23 protein-coding genes and 1 pseudogene are annotated in these 26095 nt (G+C 70.9%); 5 read left to right on the forward strand and 19 right to left on the reverse strand.

Annotated features, from left to right (window positions below; genetic code table 11):
- Positions 1–154: 154 nt before the first annotated feature.
- From OIC96_RS07220 to OIC96_RS07285, 14 genes are all read right to left on the reverse strand, one after another.
- On the reverse strand, positions 155–1582 hold the full coding sequence (locus OIC96_RS07220) for a nucleotide pyrophosphatase/phosphodiesterase family protein (RefSeq protein WP_330308694.1): 1428 nt from the start codon (positions 1580–1582) through the stop codon (positions 155–157).
- The gene (eboE, locus tag OIC96_RS07225) at positions 1579–2748 is read right to left on the reverse strand and encodes a metabolite traffic protein EboE (protein WP_330308693.1); all 1170 of its coding nucleotides are present in this window, start codon (positions 2746–2748) and stop codon (positions 1579–1581) included. Before eboE ends, OIC96_RS07220 begins: the two co-directional genes overlap by 4 nt.
- A gap of 3 nt (positions 2749–2751) precedes the next feature.
- Positions 2752–3600, reverse strand: coding sequence for a TatD family hydrolase (locus tag OIC96_RS07230; RefSeq protein WP_330308692.1), 849 nt, complete (start codon positions 3598–3600; stop codon positions 2752–2754).
- The gene (locus tag OIC96_RS07235) at positions 3600–4376 is read right to left on the reverse strand and encodes an EboA domain-containing protein (RefSeq protein ID WP_406502182.1); all 777 of its coding nucleotides are present in this window, start codon (positions 4374–4376) and stop codon (positions 3600–3602) included. Before OIC96_RS07235 ends, OIC96_RS07230 begins: the two co-directional genes overlap by 1 nt.
- A complete protein-coding gene (locus OIC96_RS07240) occupies positions 4373–5368 on the reverse strand; it encodes a sugar phosphate isomerase/epimerase family protein (RefSeq protein WP_330308691.1) in 996 nt (331 codons plus the stop codon). Before OIC96_RS07240 ends, OIC96_RS07235 begins: the two co-directional genes overlap by 4 nt.
- On the reverse strand, positions 5365–6498 hold the full coding sequence (locus tag OIC96_RS07245; RefSeq protein WP_330308690.1) for an SCO3242 family prenyltransferase: 1134 nt from the start codon (positions 6496–6498) through the stop codon (positions 5365–5367). The genes OIC96_RS07240 and OIC96_RS07245 overlap by 4 nt, the downstream gene beginning before the upstream one ends.
- Before the next feature lie 170 nt (positions 6499–6668).
- Complete coding sequence (locus OIC96_RS07250; RefSeq protein ID WP_330308689.1) at positions 6669–7892, reverse strand: inositol-3-phosphate synthase; 1224 nt, start codon at positions 7890–7892, stop codon at positions 6669–6671.
- A 189-nt stretch (positions 7893–8081) separates the two neighbouring features.
- Positions 8082–10598 carry a PQQ-dependent sugar dehydrogenase gene (locus tag OIC96_RS07255; RefSeq protein WP_330308688.1) on the reverse strand — a complete coding sequence of 839 codons (2517 nt, stop codon included), beginning with the start codon at positions 10596–10598 and terminating at the stop codon, positions 8082–8084.
- 93 nt (positions 10599–10691) lie between these two features.
- On the reverse strand, positions 10692–11696 hold the full coding sequence (locus OIC96_RS07260) for a sugar phosphate isomerase/epimerase family protein (RefSeq protein WP_330308687.1): 1005 nt from the start codon (positions 11694–11696) through the stop codon (positions 10692–10694).
- A gap of 12 nt (positions 11697–11708) precedes the next feature.
- Complete coding sequence (locus OIC96_RS07265) at positions 11709–12917, reverse strand: Gfo/Idh/MocA family protein (RefSeq protein WP_330308686.1); 1209 nt, start codon at positions 12915–12917, stop codon at positions 11709–11711.
- Positions 12918–13038: 121 nt separating this feature from the next.
- Positions 13039–14097: a substrate-binding domain-containing protein gene (locus OIC96_RS07270; RefSeq protein ID WP_330308685.1), complete on the reverse strand. Its 1059-nt coding sequence runs from the start codon at positions 14095–14097 to the stop codon at positions 13039–13041.
- Positions 14098–14149: 52 nt separating this feature from the next.
- Positions 14150–15169: an ABC transporter permease gene (locus OIC96_RS07275; RefSeq protein WP_330308684.1), complete on the reverse strand. Its 1020-nt coding sequence runs from the start codon at positions 15167–15169 to the stop codon at positions 14150–14152.
- Positions 15166–16704: a sugar ABC transporter ATP-binding protein gene (locus tag OIC96_RS07280; RefSeq protein WP_330308683.1), complete on the reverse strand. Its 1539-nt coding sequence runs from the start codon at positions 16702–16704 to the stop codon at positions 15166–15168. The genes OIC96_RS07275 and OIC96_RS07280 overlap by 4 nt, the downstream gene beginning before the upstream one ends.
- A gap of 197 nt (positions 16705–16901) precedes the next feature.
- Positions 16902–18083 carry an ROK family transcriptional regulator gene (locus OIC96_RS07285; protein WP_330308682.1) on the reverse strand — a complete coding sequence of 394 codons (1182 nt, stop codon included), beginning with the start codon at positions 18081–18083 and terminating at the stop codon, positions 16902–16904.
- Between the two features lie 224 nt (positions 18084–18307).
- On the opposite strand from OIC96_RS07285, the gene OIC96_RS07290 reads away from it, so the two are divergent.
- On the forward strand, positions 18308–19507 hold the full coding sequence (locus OIC96_RS07290) for a low temperature requirement protein A (RefSeq protein ID WP_330308681.1): 1200 nt from the start codon (positions 18308–18310) through the stop codon (positions 19505–19507).
- Between the two features lie 51 nt (positions 19508–19558).
- On the opposite strand, the gene OIC96_RS07295 is transcribed toward OIC96_RS07290, so the two are convergent.
- The 4 genes from OIC96_RS07295 to OIC96_RS07305 all read right to left on the reverse strand — a co-directional run bounded on the left by OIC96_RS07295 (position 19559) and on the right by OIC96_RS07305 (position 22919).
- Entirely contained in the window at positions 19559–20233 is a 675-nt protein-coding gene (locus OIC96_RS07295) for a GntR family transcriptional regulator (RefSeq protein ID WP_330310357.1), read from the reverse strand.
- Positions 20234–20379: 146 nt separating this feature from the next.
- Complete coding sequence (locus OIC96_RS07300; RefSeq protein ID WP_330308680.1) at positions 20380–21327, reverse strand: beta-ketoacyl-ACP synthase III; 948 nt, start codon at positions 21325–21327, stop codon at positions 20380–20382.
- 157 nt (positions 21328–21484) lie between these two features.
- Positions 21485–21619 (reverse strand): MFS transporter small subunit, encoded by a 135-nt coding sequence (locus OIC96_RS49830; protein ID WP_417851931.1) that lies wholly within the window; start codon positions 21617–21619, stop codon positions 21485–21487.
- Positions 21588–22919 (reverse strand): OFA family MFS transporter, encoded by a 1332-nt coding sequence (locus tag OIC96_RS07305; protein ID WP_330308679.1) that lies wholly within the window; start codon positions 22917–22919, stop codon positions 21588–21590. Before OIC96_RS07305 ends, OIC96_RS49830 begins: the two co-directional genes overlap by 32 nt.
- Positions 22920–23176: 257 nt before the next feature.
- Here OIC96_RS07305 and OIC96_RS07310 point away from each other — a divergent pair, with 257 nt between their 5' ends.
- The 4 genes and pseudogenes from OIC96_RS07310 (at position 23177) to fdhD (ending at position 25446) form a co-directional block, all read left to right on the forward strand.
- Positions 23177–24148: a 2-dehydropantoate 2-reductase gene (locus OIC96_RS07310; RefSeq protein ID WP_330308678.1), complete on the forward strand. Its 972-nt coding sequence runs from the start codon at positions 23177–23179 to the stop codon at positions 24146–24148.
- Positions 24145–24486, forward strand: a complete 342-nt coding sequence (locus OIC96_RS07315; RefSeq protein WP_330310439.1) for a molybdopterin-dependent oxidoreductase — start codon at positions 24145–24147, stop codon at positions 24484–24486. Before OIC96_RS07310 ends, OIC96_RS07315 begins: the two co-directional genes overlap by 4 nt.
- Positions 24444–24575: pseudogene (locus OIC96_RS07320) on the forward strand (2Fe-2S iron-sulfur cluster-binding protein); the annotation flags it as partial. The gene OIC96_RS07315 and the pseudogene OIC96_RS07320, both read left to right, overlap by 43 nt.
- A 7-nt stretch (positions 24576–24582) precedes the next feature.
- Entirely contained in the window at positions 24583–25446 is an 864-nt protein-coding gene (gene fdhD, locus OIC96_RS07325) for a formate dehydrogenase accessory sulfurtransferase FdhD (protein WP_330308677.1), read from the forward strand.
- Positions 25447–25541: 95 nt separating this feature from the next.
- Here fdhD and OIC96_RS07330 read toward each other — a convergent pair whose 3' ends face one another.
- Positions 25542–26084, reverse strand: a complete 543-nt coding sequence (locus tag OIC96_RS07330) for an isochorismatase family protein (RefSeq protein ID WP_330308676.1) — start codon at positions 26082–26084, stop codon at positions 25542–25544.
- Positions 26085–26095: the final 11 nt, after the last annotated feature.

The following is a 26095-nucleotide window of genomic DNA, read 5'->3' on the forward strand; positions in this document are numbered from 1 at the left end:
GGTGCCGGGCTGTGTGCGGCTCGTGTGCAGGTCAGAGGTGTGCGGGACACGGGCCGGGCGCGTATGGGACGCGTGACCGGACGCGTTGTCAGTGGCGCGTGTTTCACTTTCCGTAGTCGCTCGACACGGGCTCGTCACAGCCCGTCAGGACTCTTCAGGTGAGGCCTGCCAGGTCGAGCAGCAGGGATTTCACATCGGTGGCCGCGACGCGGCCGGTGACTGCGCGGGGGGTGGAGCAGATGATGAGCGGACCTTCGTCGTCGCTCAGGGGGAGGCGGCCGTGGCTGCCGCGGATAGGTGAGGGGTCCAGGGGCACGACCGCCATGCGGTAGCGCATGCCGAGCTTTTTGCGGGCCAGTGCCGTGGCCGCCTTCACCTTGACGTAGGGGTCGAGGGGATCCATGAAGAGTTCGACCGGGTCGTAGCCGGGTTTGCGGTGGATCTCGACGAGCCGCGCGAAGTCGGGCGCGCGGGCGTCGTCGAGCCAGTAGTAGTACGTGAACCAGGCGTCCGGCTCCGCGACGGCGACGAGTTCGCCGGAGCGCGGATGGTCGAGGTGATGGGTCTTCTTGCCCTCGTCGTCCAGGAGTCGCTCGATGCCGGGCAGGCCGGCGAGCGCCGCCTTCGTGGCCTCCAGGTCCTCCGGGCGTCGCACATAGACATGGGCGATCTGGTGGTCGGCGACCGCGAAGGCGCGGGATGCCATCGGGTCCAGGTACTCCATGCCGTCCTGCGTGTGCACATCGAGGAGGCCGGCGCGGCGCAGGGCGCGGTTGATGTCGACGGGGCGGTCCGCGCGCGTGATGCCGTACTCGGAGAGCGCGACGACGGTACGGCCCTCGGCCTTCGCGTCGTCGAGGAGGGGAGCCATGGCCGCGTCGAGGTCCGCGGCCGCCTGGAGGGAGCGCGGGTCGTCGGGGCCGAAGCGCTGCAGGTCGTAGTCGAGGTGAGGGAGGTAGCAGAGGGTCAGGTCCGGCCGGCGGGTGCGGTTGATGTGGCGGGTCGCGTCGATGATCCAGCGGCTGGAGACGAGGTCGGCGCCGGGACCCCAGAAGTGGAAGAGGGGGAACGTGCCGAATTTCTCGGTGAGTTCGTCGTGCAGGGCTGGGGGCCGGGTGTAGCAGTCGGGTTCCTTGCGGCCGTCGGCGTAGTAGACGGGACGGGGAGTGACGGTGATGTCGGTGTCGGCGCCCATGGCGTACCACCAGCAGATATTGGCGACCGTGTAACCGGGATGCGCGCGCCGGGCGGCGTCCCACAGCTTGTCGCCGGAGACCAGGCCGTTGTGCTGACGCCACAGGAGTACGTCGCCGAGCTCGCGGAAGTACCAGCCGTTGCCGACGATGCCGTGCTCGCAGGGGTGGGTGCCGGTGAGGAAGGTGGACTGGGCGGCGCAGGTGACGGCGGGCAGGACGGTGCCGAGCGGGGCACGGGAGCCGGACTGGCCGAGGGCCTTGAGGTGCGGCATGTGGTCGAGGAGACGGGGGGTGAGACCTACGACGTCCAGGACGAGGAGAGGGGTGGGTCGGGGCCGGCCGCTGGAGTGCTCGGGTCGCGGTGTCGGTACCGGCGGCTGGGTCACGGCAGCTCCTTGAGGCCGAGGTCCGTCAACAGATCGCGGGCCAGGGTGAGTTCGGCGGCGATGCCGTCGGCGAGCTGGGCGCGGGCTCGGGGGCGCAGCTCGGGCGGGAGGGCCTGCCAGGTGTAGGTCTCGACCTCCAGGTGGCGGGTGAGCGGGTGCGGGCCGCCGACGAGCTGGGCCAGCGCGGCCCTCAGGACGGGGAGTGTGGAGGTGAGGGGCGCGGCGGGGGCCCCGTGCAGCGGGACATGGAAGTGGGCGCGCCACGGGGAGGCGTCGGGCAGGGCGTCGCCTGCCAGCGCCTCACCGAGGTCGTCGGTACCGCGCAGGCCGGCGGACGTACGGGTGCGGGTCTGGTGCAGGAAGCGGGGTTCGTCGAAGGCGGCGAGGGCCGTGCGGACTTCGGGGAGATGGGGGTGTTCGGCGTGCAGGGCGGCCGAGAGCTGTGACTTGACCACGGGGACGCGGGCTTCGGTGAGCGCGTCCAGGGCGGTGTGCGGGTCTTCGAAGGAGGTGGCGAGATGACAGGTGTCGACGCAGATGCCGATGCGGTCGTGGCCGATCACGGTGAGCGGGGCGAGGGCGTCGGCGGTGGTCTCGACGGTGCACCCGGGTTCGGGTTCCAGGCCGACACGGATGGAGCGGCCGGTGAGTTCCTGAAGGGCGTCGAGGCGTTCGGCGAGTGTGGTCAGCGCTGTGTGGGCGGTCGCCGCGCGCTGGTCGTCATACACGGTGCGCCAGGCGAGGGGCAGCGTGGAGATGCTGCCTTCGGTGACGTCGTCGGGGAGGAGCTGGGCGAGGACGCGGGCCAGGGCGGTGGTGTGGTCGAGTCGCTCCGGGTCGGCCCAGTCCGGCTTGTAGACGCGGTACTTGACCTCTTCGGCGCCGAAGCCCTCGTACGGGAAGCCGTTGAGGGTGACCACTTCGAGGCCGCGGCGGTCGAGTTCGGTGCGCAGGCCGCGCAGCGCGGACGGGTCGGTGACCAGCGTGTGGGCGGCGTCCTTGGCGAGCCACAGGCCGATGCCGAGGCGGTCCCGGCCGAGGCGGCGACGGACGGGTTCGCAGTGGTCGCGGAGCTGGGCGAGGACGCCGTCGAGGGTCTCGGCCGGGTGGACATTGGTGCAGTAGGCGAGGTGGACGGTGGAGCCGTCGGGGTGGCGGAAGCGCATCGCTCACTCCCCGCCGCGGAGGATGGAGTTGCCTTCGTGGGTGACGTCCGTAGTCGTGCTCCCCAGATCCAGCCGCCCGCTGAGCCCGTAGAAGGCCACGGGGTTGCGCCACAGCACCCGGTCGACGTCGTCGTCGGTGAACCCGGCCTTCAGCAGGGCGTCGCCGACCCGGCGGGTCTTGAGGGGGTCGCTTCTCCCCCAGTCCGCGGCCGAGTTGACGAGCACCTGCTCCGGCCCGTACTCGCGCAGGATCGCGACCATCCGCTCCTCGTCCATCTTGGTGTCCGGATAGACGGAGAAGCCCAGCCAGCAGCCGCTGTCCTTGGCCTCCTTGACGGTGGTCTCGTTGAGGTGGTCGACCAGGACCCGGTCCGGGGACAGGGCGGACGCGCGGACGGCGTCCAGCGTGCGGCGCAGGCCGGCCGGCTTGTCGCGGTGCGGGGTGTGCACGAGCGCGGGCAGCTCATGGTCGGCGGCGAGCTGGAGCTGGGCGGCGAGCGCGGTGTCCTCGGCGGGGGTCATCGAGTCGTAGCCGATCTCGCCCACGGCCACGACCTGGTCCTTGACGAGATAGCGGGGCAGCTCGTCGAGGAGGGGGACGCAGCGGGGGTCGTTCGCCTCCTTGGGGTTGAGGGCGAGCGTGCAGTGGTGGGCGATGCCGTACTGGGCGGCGCGGAAGGGTTCCCAGCCCAGGAGCGAGTCGAAGTAGTCGAGGAAGGAGGCGACCGAGGTGCGGGGCTGGCCGAGCCAGAAGGAGGGTTCGACGACGGCACGGACGCCGGCGGCGTGCATGGCCTCGTAGTCGTCGGTGGTCCGTGACGTCATATGGATGTGGGGATCGAAGATGCGCATCAGGACTCCTTGCCGGGGGTGCCGGACGTGCCGGAGGTTCCGGGGATTCCGTGGACTCCGGGCACGTCGGGGCTTCCGGGCGTGCCGGTGGGGGTGGCGGTGGGCTCGGTCAGGGCCAGGACGCGGTACAGGTCCTCGGGTACGGGACGGCCCGCGGCGGCGCGTTCGTCGGCGTAGTCGCCGAGCATCCGGGCGAGTTCGGCGTCGGAGTGGGCGCGCCGGGGCAGGTCGGCCACCTCGTCGACGGGGACGCCGGTGAACAGGCACTTCAGGACGGCGTGGCGCCAGTTGTGCGCGTCCAGGTGCCGCGCGGCGTACGGGCCGACGGCGGCCGTGACCAGCCGGGTGTCGTTGGTGCGCAGGGCGTCCTCGACGAGGGGTAGCGCCTCCGGTCCCGGCACCAGGTGGGGCAGGGCGTGCAGGACGGCTCGGCGTTCGGCGGCGGTGCCCTGACGGTAGACGCGGGCGAGTGCGTCCGGGTCGGCTCGGGCGGCATGCAGGAGGAGTACGCGGGCGGCGTCGGCGTACTCGGGCCCGCATCGGCGCCCGGCCTCGGCTATCCGCAACTCCCAGACGGAGATGGGGCCGTGGATGCCGGGGTGGGCGGCCGCCTCGTCGAGCGCCTGGTCGAGCCAGGCGCGGGCGGCTCCTCCCAGGTGGGTGTTCAGGCGGGTGCGCAGGGCGGCGAGGGCGGGCTGGACGGTGCGGCCGGGCTGACGGTCCCGGCCGGCCTGGCTGTGGTGGCCGCGCTGAGTTCGGTGCGGGTGGTGGTTCACGGGGTTCTCCCTTCGGGGCCGGTGGGGATCGCCCGGGCCGCGCGGTGGAGGAACGGGAGGGACTGTTCGGCGAAGTGGGGGCCCGCGTGGGAGTGGCGGGGCAGTTCGACGACGGTCAGCGCCTGGTAGCCGGTGGCGGCCAGGGCTTCGAGTACGGGCGGGAAGTCGATCTCCCCGTCCCCGAACGGGAGGTGTTCGTGAATGCCGCGGCGCATGTCCTCGATCTGGACGTGCCGCAGCCAGGGGCCGGCGGCGCGCACGCAGTCGGCGGGCGGCAAAGGTTCCAGGCACTGGCAGTGGCCGATGTCCAGGGTGAGACCGAGGGCGGCCGGGTCGCCGAGTGCTCGGCGCAGACGGTGGAAGTCGGCGAGGGAGGAGAGCAGGTGACCGGGTTCGGGCTCGACGGCGAGCGGGACGCCGGCACGGGTGGCAGCGTCCAGCACGGGGGCGAGCGCCTCCGCCAGGCGTTTCCAGGCGGTGTCCTCGTCCGTGCCGACCGGGGTGACTCCGCTGAAGCAGTGCACGGCGTGGGCGCCGAGGTCGGCGGCGACCCGCACGGCACGGATGAGCAGGTCGACACGGCGCGCGCGGGCGTCCGGGTCCGGGTCCAGGAGGGAGGGGCCGTGTTTGCGTCGCGAGTCGAGGACATAGCGGGCGCCGGTCTCGACCGTCACGCCAAGGCCGAGGATCGCCAGCCTGCGTGCCACCTTCCCGGTGCGGGCAGCCAGATCCGGGGCGAGCGGGTCGAGGTGCATGTGGTCGAGGGTCAGGCCCACACCGTCGTAGCCGAGGTCGGCGAGGAGGGCGAGGGCGTCGTCCAGACGGAGGTCGGTGAGGCCGTTGGTGCCGTAGCCGAAGCGGAGGGGGTGGGGGGCCGGGGCGGGGCTCGCGTGGACGGTCGAGCCAAAGCTCGTCCGCGGGGTCGGTCGCCGGCTCGCTCGGCCGGTCGAGTGGGGGCTCGCCTGGCCGGTCGGGCGGGGGCTCGCGGTCATGTGACGCTCACCTTCCTCGCGAACTTGCGGGCAGCTGGGGCGAGCGCGGCCGTCAGGAGAGCGGTGACGGGGGCGCCCGCTCGGGCGGCGAGGGTGGCCTGGAGGGGGATCATGGCGCGGATTCCGCCGCCGACGGCTCGTTGGGTGAGCGGGGGTGAGGGGTTCAGGACGGCGTGGAAGAGCGGGCGGGCGGAGGTCGCGGCGTAGGCGAGGGTGAGGGCTCCGCGGAGGGTGTCTGTCACAGGGGTCGGTGAAAGGCGGGGAGCGGGGCCAGGGCTTGGACTTGGACCTGGGCGGCCTGGGCCTGGACTTGGACTTGGGGTGACGCCGGGTGTTTGGTCGAGGCTCGCTCTCGCTCCGCCAAGGGGCGTCGACTCAGGGGCTGTTGGGGTGTCCCCGGCGGGCTGTGACCGTGCAGCCGCGGGGTGCCCGGGCTGCCCTGTGCCTGCCGGGCTGTTCGCCAATGCCCAGGCCAGCGCACCGGTCGTGGCCAGCGCGGTCAGCGGTGCCACCGGCGAACCACCCTGCGTCTCGCCGCGCGACACCATGGTCATCGCGAGGGTGTGGGTGGCCACGGCGAGGGCAGAGGGGAGGGCGCGTCGGGCGGTGCGGCAGGCGGCGGTCACGCCGGGGAGCATGTGCGCGCTCGGAGAGGTACCTCCGGTCGCCGTAGCGCCGAGCAGTACGTCCAGGCCCCGCGCCGTGGCCATCGCCGCAGGTCCGGCGGGCGTTCGTTTGAGCGCCAGGTCATACGCCCAGACCGTGGCGGCGAGGGGCACGGCGACCGCGAGGGCGGGACGGCCCGCGCGGTCCGCCAGGGCGAGGCCCGCTGCCGTCAGAGCTCCGGCCGCCACCAGCGCTGCGGCCGGGCGTACGCGGCCGGAGGGCAACGGACGGTGCGGGCGTTCCACGGCGTCCTCGGCGCGATCGGCCCAGTCGTTCAGGGCCATGCCCGCCTCGTACAGACAGACGGAGGAACCGATGGCGAGGAGGGTGCGGGAGTTCGGGCGGACGCCGATGGCGGCGGCCCCCGCGAGAGCGTCTCCGGGGACGGTGAACAGGGCGGGCAGCCGGAGAAGTTCAGCCCAGGCCCGGGCCTGCTCCCACGCCCGCGGGCCCAGTCGGGCCAACCCAGCGAACCCGGTCGCCCCGGCCACCCCGGCCACCCCGGTCGCCCCGATCGCCCCGGAATACCCGCCACTCGCGGCCAACGTGCCTGACCCGGCCGACCCACTAGACCCACTCGACCAGGCCGTCACACCCGACCTGGCCAACCTCCCCGCTCCCACCCCTCGCACCGTCACCGGACCTCCCCGGAGAGGGCCCGAAGCCGAGCCGCAAACCCGCCCAGCGCCGCGTACTGCTCCCCCAGCGCAGCGGGCCCCTTCCCCACCGGGTCCTTGAAGTAGAAGCCGAGTTCGGTCAATGGGCCGGTGAGGCCTGCCTCGTGGGCGCGGGCCGTCAGGCGGGCGAGGTCGAGAATCAGGGGGGCCGCGAGCGCGGAGTCGCAGCCCTGCCAGGTGGTCTGGAGGAACATCCGCGTGCCGAGGAAGCCGTCGAAGGCGATGTGGTCCCAGGCGGTCTTCCAGTCGCCGAGGGCGGGGACGTCGTCGATGTGGGTCTCGCCCTCCGGGGCCGTGCCGAGGGTGTCCGCCAGCACGCGCTCCTTGCCGGCGTTCTTGGCCGCGGCGGCGGCCGGGTCGGCGAGGGCCGCTCCGTCGCCGCCGCCCAGGAGGTTCGTGCCGGACCAGGCGCGGACCGCCAGCGCGCGCTGGGCGAACATCGGGCCGAGCACCGACCGGAGCAGCGTCTGGCCGGTCTTGCCGTCGCGCCCCGCGTAGGGCAGCCCGCTGGACTCGGCCAAGGACGCCAGAGCCGGGTGGTGCAGGCCCGTCGAGGGGGTGAAGTTCACGTAGGGGCAGCCGGCCCGCAGCGCTGCCGCCGCGTACAGAGAGCTCGGTGGCAGCGGCGTCCCTCCGCGAGCCCCCGCCACGAAGGCCGTCCCTCCGTGCGCGCGCTCCAGGGATGCCGTCTCGGTGGGCGCGTACTCCGTGGAGGCGATCCCGACGGGCGTCGGCTCCGTCGAGGCCACGTTCACCACCACCGCCCGGGCCAGTCCGCACCGGCGTACGAAGTCCCGTATGTCCGTCGCGAAGGCGTCCACCAGCTCGGTCGGCTCGCGGGTGTCGCCAGGGGCCGGCCCTCCGGGGCGGATCTCCCGGTCGGCGGCCGCCAGTTCGGCCGTGATCGCCGAGGGGAGGCCGTGCGGGAGTACGCCGCCGGCGACCAGGGCCTCCGCGCGCTTGGGGAGCGGGCAGTCCACCGTGTCGTGGCCGCCGAAGACGAGGGACGGCAGGGCGGGCAGACCGCAGTCGGCGAGGAGGTCGGTTTCGGTGACCATGCCCGTCGGGGCATGCAGGCCGGCGGTGACGGCCGCGCAGCCCGCGATGACGGTGGTGGCGACGGAGCCGCGCGCTCCGATCAGCCACACCCCCACCCGGGGTTCGGAAAGGGACGCGGGCATGGGCAGCCTCCTTGTCATACGGCAGCTCGAACGTCGGTTCCTGCGTCAGCTCGTGCGTCGGCCATGGAGAAAGCGAGGGGTGGAGACGGCGGGCGGGAGTACGGCGTCTCCCGCCCGCCGCCGTTCAGTCGCCCGGCGAAGCCGTACCAGCCGAGGGCTTCCAGGGCAGCTCCTTGGTCACCCCTCCCGTCAGCCCGTCGTGAAGGTGAAGTCGTCCACGTCGTAGAGCGCGCCGGGTCCGCTTCCCTTGAAGACGAGGTAGAGCGTGGTGGTGCCGCGCGGCGCACCGGAGAGATCCGCGGTCACGTCCTGGAAGGTGTCCCAGCCACCGGTCACCGGCACGGTCGCGGTGCCCAGTACCCGGCCGGTCTTGGAGCCCGCGCGGACCTCCAGGGTGCCGCCCGAACCGGCGGACGAGATACGTGCCGTGATCTTCTTGGCATCGCTCAGGACGTACGGCGTGAACGAGATCCAGTCCCCGTTGTCGATGTCGCCGACCGTCTTGCCGCCGTGCGCGGTGTCCTTCGACTGGACCGTGATCCCGGAGGCGTTGCCGTAGTGCTCGGCCTGGCGGTGCCTGGGCTGGGTGACATTCTGGTCGTGGCTGGTCAGCGGGGCCTGGCCGCCTCCTCCGCCGTCCGTGTACTCGGCGTCGAAGACTCCGAAGATGTTGGCGTCGTCGTCGTGGCCGTTGCCCGCGCCGGTGTCGATGGTGCCGCTGCATCCGTTGGCCGAGGTCAGCAGGTGGCCGTGACTGTCGTGGCCGAGGATGAAGTTGACCTTCACCTTGGAGCAGTCGATCGTCCCGTCCTCCGGGTCGGTCACCTTCACCTTGAAGGGAACGGTGTCCCCGAAGCTGAACAGCTGGCCGTCACGGGGAAGTTCGAGCGTCACCTTGGGCGCGGTGTTGCCGACCACGACCTGCACGCTCGCGCTTCCCGTGCGCCCGCCGGGGTCCTTGGCCGTCACCGTCGCCGTGTACGTGCCGTTCTTCTTGTACTTGTGCGTAGGGTTCGGTGCCGTCGACTTGCCTCCGTCGCCGAAGTCCCAGCTGTACGTGAGGGCGTCACCGTCGGCGTCGGTCGAACCGGCGGAGGAGAAGCGGACCTTGAGCGGTGCCTGGCCCGAGGTGCGGTCGGCCGCCGCCTGCGGCACGGGCGAGTGGCCGTCGGTGGCGTTCTCGATGCGGTACAGGCCCGAGTTCTCGTCGCCGCCGAACCAGGCGGTGCCGTAGTCGAGGACGTACAGCGCGCCGTCGGGTCCGAACGCCATGTCCATCACCTGAGTGCCGGTCCACGGAACGGAGTTGATGGACTGCACGGCGCCGGAGGAATCGCTCACGATCCGCTTGATCCAGCGGCGGCCGAACTCTCCGGCGAAGAAGTTCCCGTCGTACGCCTGCGGGAACTTCACCGGCGAGTCGAGCGAGGCGTCGTAGTGGTAGACCGGGCCGCCCATCGGGGACTCCGAGCCGCTGCCGAACTCCGGGACGGACGCGCCGTCGTAGGGGATCCAGGCGGGCTGGGCCGGGGGCAGGTCGGTGAGGCCGGTGTTGTGCGGGGAGGTGTTCTTCGGCGCGTCGCAGTCGAAGGCCGCGCCGGAGGTCTTGGTCGCGAAGTCGTAGTCCACGTAGGCGTCGTTCTTGCCGGTGCAGTACGGCCAGCCGAAGTTGCCGGGGGCGGTGACGCGGGCGAACTCGACCTGGCCGCCGGGACCGCGCGTGGGGTCGGCCGCGCCGGCGTCCGGGCCGTAGTCACCGACGTAGAGAATGCCGGTCGCTTTGTCGACGCTGAAGCGGAACGGATTGCGGAAGCCCATCGCGTAGATCTCGGGGCGCGTCTTGTCGGTGCCGGGGGCGAAGAGGTTGCCGTCGGGGATGGAGTACGAGCCGTCGGCGTTCACCTTGATGCGCAGGATCTTGCCGCGCAGGTCGTTGGTGTTGCCGGCCGAACGCTGGGCGTCGAAGGCCGGGTTGCGGTCGGCGCGCTCGTCGATGGGGGTGAAGCCGTCCGACTGGAACGGGTTGGAGTCGTCCCCGGTGGAGAGATAGAGGTTCCCGGCCGCGTCGAAGTCGATGTCGCCGCCGACGTGGCAGCAGATGCCGCGCGAGGTCTGGACGTCGAGGATCTTCTTCTCGCTGGCGTTGTCGAGGGTGCCGTCGGCCTTGAGGACGAAGCGCGAGAGGCGGTTGACGCCGTCGAAGGGCGCGAAGTCCGCGGCGGTGCCCGTCTCCGGGGCATCGCCCGCGGGGGTGTTCAGGGGCGGTGCGTAGTAGAGGTAGATGTAGCGGTTGGCGGTGAAGTCGGGGTCGATGCCGACGCCCTGCAGGCCTTCCTCGTCGTGCGAGTAGACATCGAGCTTGCCCGCGAGCTTGGTGTTGCCCGCCGCGTCGGTGAGGCGGAGTTCGCCGTCGCGTGAGGTGTGCAGGACCGAGCGGTCGGGGAGCACGGCGAGCGACATGGGCTCGCCGACCTCGGGTTCGCCCTTGGCGAGGGTGACTTGCTGGAAGTCCTCGGCCGCGGCGGCAGTGGTGGCGGACGGGTCGGCGACGGCTGCGCCGGCCTGGGGTGTGGTGAGGGTGAGGGAGGCGGCCGTGAGCAGCGCGCCGCTCAGCAGGGCGAGTGCCCCGCGGAGTCTCGGACGTCTGAAGTGGCTGGTGTTCTTCCTGCTCTTCCTGTTCTTCGTGTTTCTGGCGTACGGGTGCACGAAATGCCTCCATGAAGGGGCTGGTCGTACGGGTGGGTGCGTGACGCCGGGGTGCGCCGTCACCCCGGAAGCATGGGAACTCTGTGTCGCGGCCTAGTCGTTGCCGCCGAACGCCGCGTCGAACGAAGCCGACGGCGGCTCGAAGTCGTATGCCTTGAGGCGGGTCAGGGCCTCGGGTGCGCCCTGGAGCCGGTCCATGCCGGCGTCCTCCCACTCGACGGAGACGGGGCCCGTGTAGTCGATGGAGCGCAGCATCCGGAAGACGTCCTCCCAGGGGACGTCGCCGTGGCCCGCGGAGACGAAGTCCCAGCCGCGGCGCGGGTCACCCCAGGGCAGGTGCGAGCCGAGGCGGCCGTTGCGTCCGTCCAGCCGCTTGCGGGCTTCCTTGCAGTCGACGTGGTAGATCCGGTCGCGGAAGTCGTAGAGGAAGCCGACCGGGTCAAGGTCCTGCCACACGAAGTGCGAGGGGTCGAAGTTCAGCCCGAAGGCGGGACGGTGGTCAACTGCCGCCAGCGCCCGGTGCGTTGTCCAGTAGTCGTACGCGATCTCGCTCGGGTGGACCTCGTGCGCGAACCGCACGCCCTGCGCGTCGAAGACGTCCAGGATCGGGTTCCAGCGCGTCGCGAAGTCCTCGTAACCGCGCTCGATCATCGACTCGGAAGCGGGTGGGAACATCGCGACGAGGTGCCAGATGGCCGAGCCGGTGAACCCGATGACGGTGTCGACGCTGAAGGCCGCCGCCGCGCGTGCGGTGTCGGCGATCTCGGCGGCGGACCGCTGGCGTACGCCCTCCGGTTCGCCGTCGCCCCAGATGCGGGCGGGCAGGATGGCCCGGTGACGCTCGTCGATGATGGCGTCGCAGACCGCCTGGCCGACCAGGTGGTTGGAGATCGCCCAGCACCTGAGGCCGTACTTGTCGAGCATCGCGTGCCGGGACTCGATGTACGAGGGGTCGGCGAGTGCCTTGTCGACCTCGAAGTGGTCGCCCCAGCAGGCGAGTTCGAGTCCGTCATAGCCGAAGTCGCGGGCGAGGCGGCAGACCTCTTCGAGGGGCAGGTCGGCCCACTGGCCGGTGAAGAGCGTGAAGTCGCGCGGCATTCCCGGGCCTCCTCAGACCGCTATGGGGGTGTAGACGGAGTTCTTCTCGGCGCTCTCCTCCACCGCCGCCAGCACGCGCTGCACTTGCAGCCCGTCGGCGAAGGAGGGTTCGGGCCGGCGGCCCTCGGCGATCGCGTGGATCAGGTCGCGGGCCTGGTGGACGAAGGTGTGCTCGTAGCCGAGGCCGTGCCCCGGCGGCCACCAGGCGTCCAGGTAGGGGTGGTCGGGTTCGGTGACGAGGATGCGCCGGAAGCCGGCGTGCGCTCCGGGCTCCGTACCGTCGTGGTACGAGAGTTCGTTGAGGCGCTCCAGGTCGAAGGCCAACGAACCCCGCTCGCCGTTGAGTTCGATGCGCAGGGCGTTCTTGCGGCCGGTGGCGTAGCGGGTGGCCTCGAAGGAGGCCAGGGCGCCCGAGGCGAAGCGGCCGGTGAACAGGGCGGCGTCGTCCACGGTGACCTGTCCGGTGCCGGTGGCCGAGACGGCGGTCAGGCCGCTGGTCGGGCCGCCGGGCAGCGGCCGTTCCCGTACGAAGGTCTCGGTGAGCGCGGACACCCCGGTCAGCCGCTCCCCCGCCAGATACTGCGCGAGGTCGACGATGTGCGCGCCCAGGTCACCGAGCGCACCCGACCCGGCCTGCTCCCTGCGCAGCCGCCAGGTCAGCGGGAACTCCGGGTCGACCAGCCAGTCCTGAAGGTACGTCACCCTGACGTGCCGCAGGCTTCCCAGCCTGCCCTCGGCCACCATCCGGCGCGCCAGTGCTGTCGCGGGCACGCGGCGGTAGTTGAAGCCGACCATCGCCAACTGGCCGCGCCCGCAGGCCTCTTCGGCCGCCGCCGTCATGGCTCTCGCCTCCTCGACGGTATTCGCGAGGGGCTTCTCGCACAGCACGTGCTTGCCGGCGGCCAGCGCGGCGAGAGCGATCTCGGCATGGCTGTCGCCCGGGGTGCAGATGTCGACGAGGTCGATGTCGTCCCGTTCGATCAGGGCGCGCCAGTCGGTCTCGGCCGCCGCCCAGCCGTGCCGGTCGGCCGCCGCGCGCACCGCGGCGCCGTCCCGCCCGCAGAGCGCGGCCAGGACAGGACGTCGGGGCAGGTCGAAGACGCGCCCTACGGTGCGCCAGCCCTGGGAGTGGGCGGCGCCCATGAAGGCGTAGCCGACCATGCCGACACGGAGCGGCGGCTTCTCGCCCTCGGTCCCCTCTGACTGCTGCGGCTGTGCCATGCGGAATGTCCTCCTCGTCGTCGTGGCGCGGTGGGGGGTGGGGCCTGACTCACCGGGCGGGCTCCGGGGGCGCTCGCCGCCGCGGCCGGACCCGCCGGACAGATCCCCGGGGCAGGACTCCTCACTTGAAGCCGGTGGCCATGTACTGCTTGACGTTGTCCTTGTCGACGACGGCCGAGTACAGCGTGAGCGACGCGGGGATCTCGAACTCGGCGAGGCCGCCGACTCCCTTGCCCTGGCCGAGCGCGCGGGCGAGGTCGATCGCGGACGCGGCCATCGTCGGCGGGTACAGGACGGTGGCCTTGAGGACGCTGTCGTCCGCGTCGATGGCCTGGAAGGCGGAGAGCGCGCCCGCGCCGCCGACCATCAGGAAGTCGTCGCGCCCGGCCTGCTTGATGGCGCGCAGCGCGCCCACGCCCTGGTCGTCGTCGTGGTTCCACAGGGCGTCGAACTTCGACTGGGCCTGGAGGAGTTGGGCCATCTTGGCCTGCCCGGACTCGACGGTGAACTCGGCGGCCTGCCGGGCGACCTTCTTGATGTTCGGGTAGTTCTTGAGGGCCGCGTCGAAGCCCTGGGTGCGCTGCTTGGTGAGCTCCAGGTTGTCGAGCCCGGCGAGTTCGATGACGCGGGCGTCCTGCTTGTCCTTGAGCTTCTCGCCGATGTAGTGCCCGGCGCTGAGGCCCATGCCGTAGTTGTCGCCGCCGATCCAACAGCGGTATGCCTGCGGGGAGTTGAAGATCCGGTCGAGGTTGACGACGGGGATTCCGGCGCGCATCGCCTGCAGGCCGACCTGGGTGAGCGCCTTGCCGTCGGCGGGCAGGACGACCAGGACGTCCACCTTCTTGTTGATCAGCGTCTCGATCTGGCCGATCTGCGCGGCCGTGTCGTTGGAGCCCTCGGTGATCTCCAGGGTGACGTCCGAGTACTTCTTGGCCCGGTTCTTGGCGTTGTCGTTGATCGCGTTGAGCCAGCCGTGGTCGGCCTGCGGGCCGGCGAAGCCGATGGTGACGTGTTTGCCGGGCTTGTCGTCGGCGGCCGGCCGGCTGTTCGCGGCAGGGTCCCCGTTATCGGTGTTCTTGGTGTCGTTGCTGGTGCAGCCGACGAGGAAGGCACCGGCCGAGACGGCGGCGGTCCCGAAGAGCAGTCCTCTGCGGCTGGTGAGGCTGGTGGGTTCTGGCATGACGGTGGACCCTTCCCATGTCAGGTCTGTGGTGCGCGTGATGCGCTACGGCTCAGGCGGTGTTCGCTGTGCGCCGCTGGACCAGGACCGCGGCGACGATGATCGCGCCCTTGGCGATCTGCTGGACGTCGCTCTGGAGGTTGTTCAGCGCGAAGATGTTGGTGATCGTCGTGAAGATCAGGACGCCGAGCACGGAGCCGGTGATGGTGCCGCGGCCGCCGCTCAGCAGCGTGCCGCCGATGATCGCCGCCGCGATCGCGTCGAGTTCGTACAGGTTGCCGTTGGTGTTCTGACCCGAGCCGGACAGGATGATCAGCAGGAAGGCGGCGATGCCGCAGCACAGTCCGGAGAGCAGATAGAGGTACAGCCGCTGGCGCCGTACGTCGATGCCGGCGAGCCGGGCCGCCTCCGCGTTGCCGCCGACGGCGATCGTGCGGCGGCCGAAGGTGGTGCGGTTGAGGATCAGCCAGCCGATCACGGTGACAACGGCGAAGACGAGTACCAGGGGCGGTATGCCGAGGACGTACGAGTCGCGCTCGCCGAGCTTCAGGATCCCGTTGACGCTGACGATCTGGGTCTTGCCGTCGGTGATCTGGAGTGCGAGTCCGCGGGCCGAGGCGAGCATGGCGAGGGTGGCGATGAACGGAACCATCCCGCCGTACGCGATGAGCACGCCGTTGACCAGGCCGCAGCCGACGCCGACGAGCACCGCGGTGAAGAGGATGCCGGCGAAACCGTACTCTTGGGTGGCGACCGTGGTCGCCCACACCGAGGAGAGCGCGACGATCGCGCCGACCGACAGGTCGATGCCGCCGGAGGTGATGACGAAGGTCATGCCGACGGTGACGACACCGATCACCGAGGCCTGGGTGAGGACGAGTTGGAGGTTGCGGGTGTCGAGGAACTCGTCGGGTTTGGTGATGCCGCCGATGACGATCAGGGCGGCGAGTACGCCGAGGAGCGAGAGGGTACGGACGTCGGCGGCGGCCGCGAGCGTGCGCCACGGGGCGTGTTCCTTGAGCGGTGACACCTTGGGGGTGTCATCCCTGGGCGGGGATACGGGCTGCGTCACGACGCCGGGCTCCCTTCATCGGCCACCGGGCTTCCTTCCATGACGAGATCGAGTACACGGTGTTCGTCGAGTTCGCGGGCGGGCGCCGTATGGACGACGCGCCCCTCGCGAAGCACCAGGACGCGGTCGGCGAGCCCCAGCACTTCGGGCACTTCGCTGGAGACCAGCAGCACGGCGAGCCCTTCGTCGGCGAGGCGGCGGATCACCGCGTACAGCTCGGCGCGGGCGCCGACGTCGACCCCTCGGGTGGGTTCGTCGAGAAGCAGCACGCGGCAGCCGCGCAGCAGCCAGCGCGCCAGGACGGCCTTCTGCTGGTTGCCGCCGGACAGCGTCCGGACCGACACCGACGGGTTGTCGGGGCGCAGGGACAGCTCGCGTGTCGCCGCCCGCGCCGCGCCGCGTTCGGCGCGCCGGTCGATCCAACCCCCGTACGCGAAGCGGGACATGGAGGACACCGACACATTGCGGGTGACGGACTCCAGCATCAGCAGGCCCTGCGCCTTGCGTTCCTCGGGGGCGAGCCCGAGTCCGGCGCGGACGGCGGCGCGAACGCTGCCGGGGCGCAACACGCGGCCGTTCAGGCTCACTTGACCGGCCGTCGACTTACGGGCTCCGTAGATCGTCTCCAGGATCTCGGAGCGGCCGGAGCCGACAAGTCCGGCCAGTCCGACGATCTCGCCGGGACGCAGATCGAGATCGAGCGGCGCGAACTCGCCTTCGCGGGCGAGACCTCGGACCGTGAGGACGGGCTCACCGGGTGGCCGTGACCGGGGCCGTTCCGGGAAGACGTACTCGACATTGCGCCCCGTCATCAGCGCCACGACCTCGCGCGTCGGTGTGGACTTCGCGGGGAGTCCGCCCGCCACGGCGCGCCCGTCCTTCAGCACGGTCACGCGGTCGCCGATGCGGCGGATCTCCTCCAGACGGTGCGAGATGTAGACGACGGCGACTCCGTCCGCGGTCAGATCGCCCACGATGCGGAAGAGGTTGTCGACCTCGTCGGGGTCGAGGGCCGCGGACGGTTCGTCCATGACGATCAGGCGTACGTCGTGGGAGAGCGCCCGGGCCATGGAGACGATCTGCCGCTGGGCCGCCGACAGCTCGCCGACGAGTCGTGCCGGGTCGATCTCCGGATGCCCAAGTCGCTTGAGAAGAGCGGCAGTTGATGCCCGTGCGGTCTTTCCTCGTACGACGAAGCCGGCGGCCGTGGGTTCATGGCCGAGGTGGACGTTCTCGGCGACCGACAGGCCCTCCACCAGGTCGAGTTCCTGGTAGATGGTGGCGATGCCGAGGCGCATGGCGGCGATCGGCGACCTGAGGGTGACCTGTTCACCGCGCCAGCCGATGGCGCCGTCGTCGGGCTGGTGGGCGCCGGCCAGGACCTTGATGAGCGTGGATTTTCCGGCGCCGTTCTGGCCGAGCAGGCAGTGCACCTCGCCGGCCTGGACGTCGAGGTCGACGCCGTCGAGGGCCCGGACTCCGGGGAAGGACTTGGTGATGCCGGACATGGTGAGCAGCGGTGGTTCTGGTGCCATGACGGTTCCCCTTGGCGGGCGTGCGGGCCGGTTTCAGGGCAGGGCGCTTACAGGGCAAGCGACTTCAGGGCGTGGCAGAGCAGGGCGCTGTACTGGTGAGGTGACATGAGGTAAGTGGCATGAGGTACGTGACGGGAGGTAAGTGACGTGAGGCTGTACCGGCCTCGGGCCTTACGCGGGTGGGAACGCTCGGGGCCTTACGCGGGTGAGAACAGGTGGTCGCTGATGAGCCGGGCCGCGCCGATGACTCCGGCGGTGGGTCCCAACTCTCCGAGGACGATGGGGAGATTGCCGGTCGCCAGGGGCAGCGACTGGCGGTAGACCTGGGTGCGGATCGCGGCGAGCAGGGTGTGGCCGAGACCCGTCACCCCGCCCCCGATCACCACCAGGCCCGGATTGAAGAAGCTGACAAGGCCTGCGATGACCTGACCGGTACGATTGCCGCCCTCGCGGATCAGATCGAGCGCGGTGGCGTCGCCCGCGGCGGCCGCGGCGGCGACGTCGACGGCGCTGAGGCTGCCGTTGGTCTCCAGCCGCGTCGCGAGTTCCATCGAAAGGCCCTGCTGGGCGGCCTCCGTGGCGTCCCGCGCGAGCGCCGCGCCGCTGAAGTGGGCTTCCAGACAACCCCGGTTGCCGCAGGCGCACGGTCGCCCGTCGGGCACGGCCTGGATGTGCCCGATGTCGCCGGCGCTGCCCGTCGTACCGCGGTAGACCTCACCGCCGACGACGATGCCGCAGCCGATGCCCGTGCCGATCTTGACGCAGAGGAAGTCGCCCACGGAGCGTGCGACGCCCGCGTGCTGCTCCCCCATGGCCATCAGGTTCACGTCGTTGTCGACCATGACCGGACAGCCGAGGTCCTGGCTGAGCGCCTCGCGGACCGGGAAGCCGTCCCAGCCGGGCATGATCGGCGGTGCGACCGGGACGCCCTCGGGGAAGCGGACGGGGCCGGGTACGCCGATCCCGGCGCCGTCGAACCCCTCCGCGAGTCCTGAGGTCCTCAACTTGGCGGCCATGGCGAGGACTTGCTCGAAGACCGCGACCGGGCCCTCGCGTACGTCCATGGGCTGGTTGATGTGCCCGAGTACTTCGAGTTCCGCGTTGGTGACGGCGACGTCGATCGAGGTCGCGCCGATGTCGACGCCCAGGAAGCGCAGGGCGGGCGCGAGCCGGATGTTGTGGGAGCGGCGGCCGCCACGGGATGCGGCGAGTCCGTCGGCCACGATCAGGCCCGTCTCCAGCAGCCGGTCCACTTCAACGGCCAGCTTCGACCGGGAGAGGTCGATCTGATCGCCCAGCTGGGCACGGGAGTTGGGGCCACCGTCGCGCAACAGGCGCAGCAGCCGGGCCTGGTGCGCGTTCGCGGGTCGTGCCGTCATCCGTCTCACGAGCCCCTCCCCGCCTCAATCGGCTTGCGCCTGCGTCGAGTTCCGGCCACCTCGCCGGTCGTGCTTTCGAGGGGAACGTAGCAGCGGCTGCCGGGAGTGGGAAGAAGTTGCGCACGAATTGCCGTCAACTTTCTCCACTCACAGGACAAAGCGAGGTCTGCAATCAGCCGCGGAGGCGGCTTACGATCTGCGCATCGATCGGTTCAGGGGGAAACATGAACACGGCAGTGGACGCGGCGGAGTACACCGCATCCGACGAGGCAGGGCGCAGAGTCAGCACCCTGGAGCTCTTCTTCGACCTGGTCTTCGTCTTCACCCTCACCCAGCTCACCGTGCTACTCACCGCCGACCTGTCGTTCGCGACGGCGGCGCGCGTGGCGCTGATCTTCGTGGTGCTGTTCTGGATGTACGGCGCGTACGCGTATCTCACCAACCAGGTACCGCCCGACCGGCCTTCGCGGCGGCTCCTCCTGATGCTGGGCATGGGCGCGTTCCTGGTGTGCGCGCTGGCCATCCCGCGCGCCTTCGACGACGGCGGAGTCGTCTTCGGCCTCGGTTTCCTGGCCGTGGTCCTCGTGCACAGCGCGCTCTACACCCGTAGCCATGGCCGCGATGTCATCTGGTACGCGGTGCCGAACTCCCTGGCCGCACTGTCGGTCACGGCGGCGGGACTGTTCCACGGCCTCGTCGCCGACGGGCTGTGGCTGCTCGCGCTGGTGCTGCAGTTCGTCACGCCGTTCATCGCCGAGCACGGTCCGCGGCGCCGGGACGGACGCGACGCCGCGCGGCTGCGCACCCAGTTGGGCGCTCTCGACCCGGCCCACTTCGTGGAGCGGCACGGGCTGCTGCTGATCGTCGCGTTCGGCGAGTCCGTCATCGCGATCGGCATCGGCATCGGCCATCTGCCGCTCACGGCGGACCTGTTCGGCGGAGCCTTTCTCGCTCTCGCGCTGGCCGCCGCGCTGTGGTGGACGTACTTCGTGCGCGACGAGCACGGCGCGGAGGTCGCGTTCACGGCGACGGCGCCGGACCGGCGCTGGCGCCTGGCCATGAACGCCTACTACTACGCCTTCCTGCCCATGCTGCTCGGCATCGCCTACATCGCGGCGGGTGTGAAGAGGACGCTCGGGCATCTCACCGAGCATCTGCACACCGGTCCTGCTCTCGCGCTCGCGGGCGGGGTCGCCCTGTTCCTCACCGGGGACGTGGCGTTCCGCGCGGTACTGCGGCTCTTCCCGGTGAGCTACCGCGCGGCGGCCGTGCCCGTCGCCCTGGCCACCGCGCTGCTCGGCATCCGCCTGTCGGCGGTCGTCGAACTCCTCGCGCTGGTCGGTGTGTTGGTGGCGATGCTGGGCGCGGAGGCTCGGTGGTCACCGTGCCGGCCCGTTGCCGAGTCCCCGGCGGCCGTGGCCTGACGGTTTCGCACCCTCCAGGAACCGGCCGACCACGCTCCAGGAACCGGCCGGCTACTTCTCGCGCTCGTGGTACATCTTCCGCGTGTGTTCCGTGTGGGCGCGCATGACCGCCGTGGCGCGCTGCCCGTCGCGGTCCGCGATCGCCGCGATCAGCTCACGGTGCTCGATCCAGGACTGCCGGCCGCGCTGCCGGGCGACCGGCGTGTAGTACCAGCGGACACGCCGGTCGACCTGGGCGGCGAGCTCGGCGAGGACCGTGTTGCCGGCGAGCTCCATGACCTTGGCGTGGAGCCGGGCGTTCATCGCGACCGCGGCGTCCACGTCGTCGGCGGCGACCGCCCGCTCGCCCTCCGCGCACAGCTCTTCGAGTGTGGCTATGGCCTCGCTGCCCGCGTTGGCGGCGGCGAGCCGGGCGGCTTCGGCCTCCAGGAGCGTACGGACCGTGAGGAGCTGGTCCGCTTCCTCCTCGGTGGGTTCGTGCACGAACGCGCCCTGGGCGGGCCGCAGATCGACCCAGCCGTCGGTGCTGAGCCGTTGCAGGGCCTCGCGCACGGGCTGCCGGGACACCCCGAGGTGCCCGGCGAGTTCGCTCTCGACGAGGTGCTGGCCGGGTTGGAGGGCTCGGGTGGTGATGAGTTCGAGCAGTGCTTCGTAGACACGGTCACGCAGCGGACCGGGCCGTTCGAGCTTGGGCACCGCTCCCTGCGGCAGTCCTGTCGACAACATCACGGTCCCTCCTGGGCAGCGCCGTCGCCGCGATAGGAAAGTCAATTATGAATTGTCTTTCGCCTACAGTCTACGGCGCACAAACGCCGGGAGGCACAGGAGTTGGGCTTGTCGCATGGGGCCCTGTGAGGGATCGTACGAGCAGCTCACGGGCAGCGGACGACCTGGCCCGCGTACGACAGGTTTCCGCCGAAGCCGAACAGCAGGACGGGGTCGCCCGAGGAGATCTCCCCGCGCTCGACGAGCTTGGAGAAGGCGAGCGGAATGCTCGCGGCGGACGTGTTCCCCGAGTCGGTGACATCCCGTGCGACGACGGCGTTCACGGCGCCGATCTTCCCGGCGAGGGGCTCGATGATGCGCAGGTTCGCCTGGTGCAGTACGACTCCGGCGAGCTCCTCGGGGGCGAAGCCCGCGCGCTCGCAGGCCTTGCGCGCGATCGACGGCAGCTGGGTCGTCGCCCAGCGGTAGACGCTCTGCCCCTCCTGCGCGAACCTCGACGGCGTGCCCTCGATGCGCACCGCGTGCCCCATCTCGGGCACCGAGCCCCACAGCACCGGACCGATGCCGGGCTCCTCTCCGGAAGGACAGGCCTCGACGACGGCGGCTCCCGCCCCGTCCCCGACCAGCACGCACGTCGTGCGGTCGGTCCAGTCCGTCACGTCGGACATCTTGTCGGCGCCGATCACCAGCGCCCGGGTCGCCGCACCCGCGCGCACGGTGTGGTCGGCGGTGGCGAGGGCGTGTGTGAAGCCCGCGCAGACGACGTTGACGTCCATGGCGGCGGGGGACGGGATGCCGAGGCGGGCGGAGACCCGGGCGGCCATGTTCGGGGAGCGGTCGACGGCCGTGGAGGTGGCGACCAGGACCAGATCGATGTCGGCCGGAACAAGGCCCGCCGCCGCGAGTGCCTTGGCGGCGGCGTGCGCGGCCAGCTCGTCGACCGGCTCGTCGGGCCCGGCGATATGGCGGGTGCGGATACCCACCCGGCTCCTGATCCACTCGTCGTTGGTGTCGACCAGGCCCGCCAGGTCCTCGTTGGTGAGTACCTTGGCGGGCTGGTAATGGCCGACGGCGGCGATCCGTGAGCCGTTCATGAGTGGTCCCCCTCGTTGCCTTGGGTAGCGGGATCCACCAGTCTGATCAGTGACTCGCGGGTACGGCGGCAGGTGATGCCACAGGAAAGGGGCGCCAGGCTTGTCGGCTTCTGTCAGACCCTCGGACGCCCGAACACCGTCCGTACGTGTGCCTGGATCACCCTGTGAACAATTGCTTCGCTTTCAGCACAAGTTCGTACACTCCGTAACCGAGCGGAGCGCCCACCCAGAGCCAGGCGAAGACGATCAACGGCCTCCGGTCAGGCGGACTCTGGCTGCTGCTGTTCGACATCGACGGCCTCCCTCGGTGCGGGAATATGGTGCCGGACATGGACGGGTCGTACGAGCTCGTTGGCGACGAAGCCGACGGCGAGCAGGCCGATCATGATCAGGAACGAGAGGCCGTAGAGGGACGAGCCGTGCTTGCCCGCCGCCTCCTGGTGGTCCGCGATCCAGTTGACGATCAGCGGGCCCAGGACGCCCGCCGTGGACCACGCGGTGAGCAGCCGGCCGTGGATCGCGCCGACCTGGTAGGTGCCGAAGAGATCCTTCAGGTACGCGGGGATCGTCGCGAAGCCGCCCCCGTAGAACGAGAGGATCACCAGCGCGCAGAGGATGAACAGCGGCTTCGAGGAGTCCCCGAACCAGGCGATGAGCGCGTACATCAGCGCGCCGACCCCGAGATAGACCCGGTAGATGTTCTTGCGCCCGATCAGGTCGGACGTCGAGGACCAGCCGATACGGCCCGCCATGTTGGCGGCCGACAGCAGCGCGACGAATCCGGCGGCCGCGGAGACGGACACGGGCGTGGAGGTGTCCGCGAAGAAGTCCGTGATCATCGGGGCGGCCTTCTCCAGGATGCCGATGCCCGCGGTCACGTTCATGCAGAGCACGACCCACAGGCACCAGAACTGCGGGGTGCGTACGGCGTTCCGGGCGGACACCTGCACACCGTCCAGCGAGCTGGGGCCGGACGCGACCGGCTTCTCGGTGCGCGGCACCCGCACCAGCAGGACACCGAGCGACATGAAGACGGCGTACGTCAGCCCGTGCACGAGGAACGCCTTCGCGATCCCGGAGGAGTCGGAGCCGAACGACTTCAGCATCTGCGTGGACCACGGTGAGGCGATCAGCGCGCCGCCGCCGAAGCCCATGATCGCGATGCCGGTGGCCATGCCGGGCCTGTCCGGGAACCACTTGATCAGGGTCGAGACGGGCGAGATGTAGCCGATGCCGAGGCCGATCCCGCCGACGAAGCCGTAGCCGAAGACGATCAGCCAGTACTGCTCGGTGGCCGCGCCGAGCGAGGCGATCAGGAAGCCGGAGGAGAAGCAGATCAGGGCGACGGTCATCGCCCAGCGCGGCCCGTTGCGCTCGACGAGCGTGCCGCCGAACGCGGCCGACAGGCCGAGCATGACGATGCCGAGCTGGAAGGGCAGAGCGCTCTCGGTTCCGCTGAGGTCGAGCGCGGATTCGAGCGGCGGTTTGTAGACGCTCCAGGCGTAGGCCTGACCGATGGAGAGATGGACCGACAGAGCGGCCGGCGGGACGAGCCAGCGGCTCCAACCGGGCGGTGCGACAGGGGGGCTCATGATCCCGAACGATAGGAAGCGGTTGTCCGATGGGGAAGTCGCACGGCGGAAACTGGTCGACCGTATGCGATGAGCGGTACTCCTGGCGCGACGAACGGTCGGTGGAGCCGGACGGACGGCCCCGAGGCCGCCGTACAAAAGCCCCCCCCCGGGTACCGCCCGACCTCTTGCTGCCACCCCTTCCATCCTGTAGACAATATTCCGTCGACAAAGTTCGGCAGCCCCTCGGTACCCTCGACCGAACGGAGCGCCACACAGTGAAAGTCGCAGTTCTCGGCGCCGGTGCGATCGGCGCCTACGTCGGCGCCGCGCTGCACCGCGCAGGCGCCGATGTGCACCTCGTCGCCCGTGGACCGCATCTGGCGGCCATGAGGCAGCACGGAGTAAGAGTCCTCAGCCCGCGCGGAGACTTCACCGCACGGGCCCACGCCACCGACGACCCGGCCGAGATCGGTCCGGTCGACTACGTGTTCCTGGGCCTCAAGGCCAACTCGTACGCGGCGTGCGGGCCGCTGATCGAGCCCTTGTTGCACGACACCACGGCGGTGATCGCCGCCCAGAACGGCATCCCCTGGTGGTACTTCCACCGGCACGGCGGCCCGCACGACGGCCACCGGATCGAGAGCGTGGACCCGGACGGCACGGTCAGTGCGGTGCTCGCGCCCGAACGTGCCATCGGGTGTGTCGTGTACGCCGCGACCGAGCTCGAAGGACCTGGAGTCGTACGTCATCTCGAAGGCACCCGGTTCTCCATCGGCGAACCCGACCGCTCCCGCTCCGCGCGCTGCCAGGCGTTCAGCGAGGCCATGCAGACGGGCGGTCTCAAATGCCCGGTCGAACAGGACCTGCGCAACGACATCTGGCTCAAACTGCTCGGCAACATCTCCTTCAACCCGATCAGCGCGCTGGCCCGCGCCACGATGCGGCAGATGTGCCTGCACGGCGGCACCCGCAAGGTCATCGAGATCATGATGACCGAGACGCTCGCCGTCGCCGAGGCCCTCGGCTGCGAGGTGGGCGTGTCCATCGAGCGGCGCCTTGCCGGTGCCGAGCGCGTCGGCGACCACCGCACCTCCACGCTCCAGGACCTGGAGCGCGGCAAGCCGCTCGAACTCGACGTGCTGCTCGCGGCCGTCGTGGAACTGGCGGAGATCACCGAGGTTCCGGTGCCGACGCTCCGTACCGTCCATGCCATCTCGGATCTGCTCGCGCTGCGGACCGCGGCATGAGGACACCCGGCCCGGAGGGCCGCGCCCGGCTCACCCGTCCACTGGTACGGGACTCGCACGACGAGCCCCTCCGGGCGGCCACCTGGGACGAGGCGCTGACCCGCGCCGCCGAAGGGCCGAGCCGGGCGCGTGGCGCCTTCGGGACGGTCGCGGGCACCCGCGCGACCACCGAAACGCACTACGCGGCGCGGAAGTTCGCACGTGTCGTGAGGGGCCCGGACCACGTGGACTCCCGCGACCGCACCCGCCACACACCGAGGGTCGCCGGTCTCCCGGCGGCCCTCGGCCCAGGGCGGGCTGCCGGCTCATCCGGCACGTGCAGGACAATGAGAGCGTGAAGGTCACCTCTCCGGACGACCCGGTGACCCACGGCAACCTCCGCATCAAGGGCCGCTTCGGCCACCAGCACGGACAGAACCGGGACTGATCAGGACATGGGACGAGTCACGGAACGACGCAAGGTGATCCGCATCCGGGACGGGGCCGTGAGCACCCGCCCGGACACGCTCGTCGCCGAGGAACCACTGGAGATCCGCCTCAACGGCAAACCGCTCGCGATCACCATGCGCACGCCGGGCGACGACTTCGCGCTCGCCGCGGGCTTCCTGGTCAGCGAGGGAGTGCTGGGCGAGGCAGACGAACTGCAGAACATCGTGTACTGCGCGGGCGCCACCGTCGACGGCTCCAACACGTACAACATCGTCGACGTACGGACGGCGCCCGGCGTCGTCATCCCCGACATCTCGCTCGAACGCAATGTGTACACGACGTCCTCCTGCGGCCTGTGCGGCAAGGCGAGCCTGGACGCGGTCCGGACGACGGCCCGCTGGACGATCGACGACACGTTGGGCGACACCACTCCCCCGGTCCGGCTGGAACCCGAGCTGCTCGCCGGCCTCCCCGACCGGCTGCGGGCGGCCCAGCGGGTCTTCGACCGGACCGGGGGCCTGCACGCGGCCGCGCTGTTCACGGAAGAGGGCGAGCTGGTCGACATACGTGAGGACGTGGGCCGACACAACGCGGTGGACAAGCTGGTCGGCCGCGCCCTGCAGAACGGCACGCTCCCGCTCTCCCGGACGGTCCTGCTGGTCTCGGGGCGGGCCTCCTTCGAGCTGGCGCAGAAGGCGGTCATGGCGGGCATCCCGGTGCTCGCGGCGGTCTCGGCCCCGTCGTCCCTGGCGGTCGACCTGGCGGCGGAGACAGGCCTGACCCTGGTCGGCTTCCTGCGCGGCGCCTCCATGAACGTGTACGCGGGTGAGCACCGCATAGCCCTGCGGGCCGCGGCCGCCCAGGGCTGACCGACTCCCCCGCGTCACGGCGGCGGGGGCCCGAACGGCGGGGAGCGCCCCCTGCGCCGGACGGGCCCCGCTGTATTTTCAAAGGCTCGGTTCGCTCAGCGCACCCCGAAGTGCACCTGCGCCGCCGTCACCACCGTGCCCAGGCGCGGGAAGTCCAGGCGCACGGAGGCGTCGTGTTCGGCGGCGGTGAACGCGGCCATGGCGTCCTCGGCGAAGACGAGGTCGTATCCGAGGTCGCCGGCGGCGCGGGCGGTCGACTCGACGCCCAGGTTGGTGGCGATCCCCCCGAACACGAGCGTGGTGACGCCGTGTTCGCGCAGCCGCTCGTCGAGGCCGGTGCCCTGGAAACCGCCGATGGTGCGCTTCACGATCTCGATGTCGCCCTCCGCCGCGAGCCCTGCGGCGAATCCGCTGCCGGACGGCTGCTCGGCGACTTTGGGCCGCTCGACCCGGATGAGGACGACCAGCGCGCCCGCCTTCCGGAAGGCCACCGCCAACCCCTCGGCCGTGGAGAGGACTTCGGTGCCTTTACGGGGTTCCAGGGGCAGCGCGACGATGCGGTCCATCAGGTCGACGAGTACGAGGGCCGTGCGCGCGGGGTCGAGGGCGGGCCGGGATTCGGCTTCGGGTGCGGTCATGACGGAACGTT

This window comes from Streptomyces sp. NBC_00775 (assembly GCF_036347135.1).
Classification (GTDB): domain Bacteria; phylum Actinomycetota; class Actinomycetes; order Streptomycetales; family Streptomycetaceae; genus Streptomyces; species Streptomyces lutosisoli.